Source organism: Chryseobacterium sp. MMO-72 (genome assembly GCF_037146035.1).
GTDB lineage: Bacteria > Bacteroidota > Bacteroidia > Flavobacteriales > Weeksellaceae > Chryseobacterium > Chryseobacterium indicum.
In genome coordinates, this window is the sequence record NZ_JBBCWG010000038.1 from 1 (window position 1) to 289 (window position 289).

General features: G+C 42.9%; 1 rRNA gene. It reads left to right on the forward strand.

The features are described from left to right. Positions 1-192 precede the first annotated feature (192 nt). A 5S ribosomal RNA gene (gene rrf, locus WFH39_RS21170) occupies positions 193-289 on the forward strand; the annotation flags it as partial.

Genomic DNA, 289 nt, shown 5'->3' on the forward strand with positions numbered 1-289 from the left:
TGTTGCTTATGGCAACTGGTCGATAGCTGTTAGCTAAAAGCCAAGAGCCAACAACAAGCCTTATAAGTGCAACACTGGTTTTGCCTTTGTGATGAAATTTACCGATAAAAACGGTTCATGGTTGAATGTTTAAGATTCAGGGTTCAAAACTTTGAACAATAAACAATAAACCTTAAACCTATATACAACCTTTAGGGTGGTTTTAGCGGTGGGGCTCACCTGTTCCCATTCCGAACACAGAAGTTAAGCCCACCAGCGCCGATGGTACTGCGAAAGCGGGAGAGTAGGT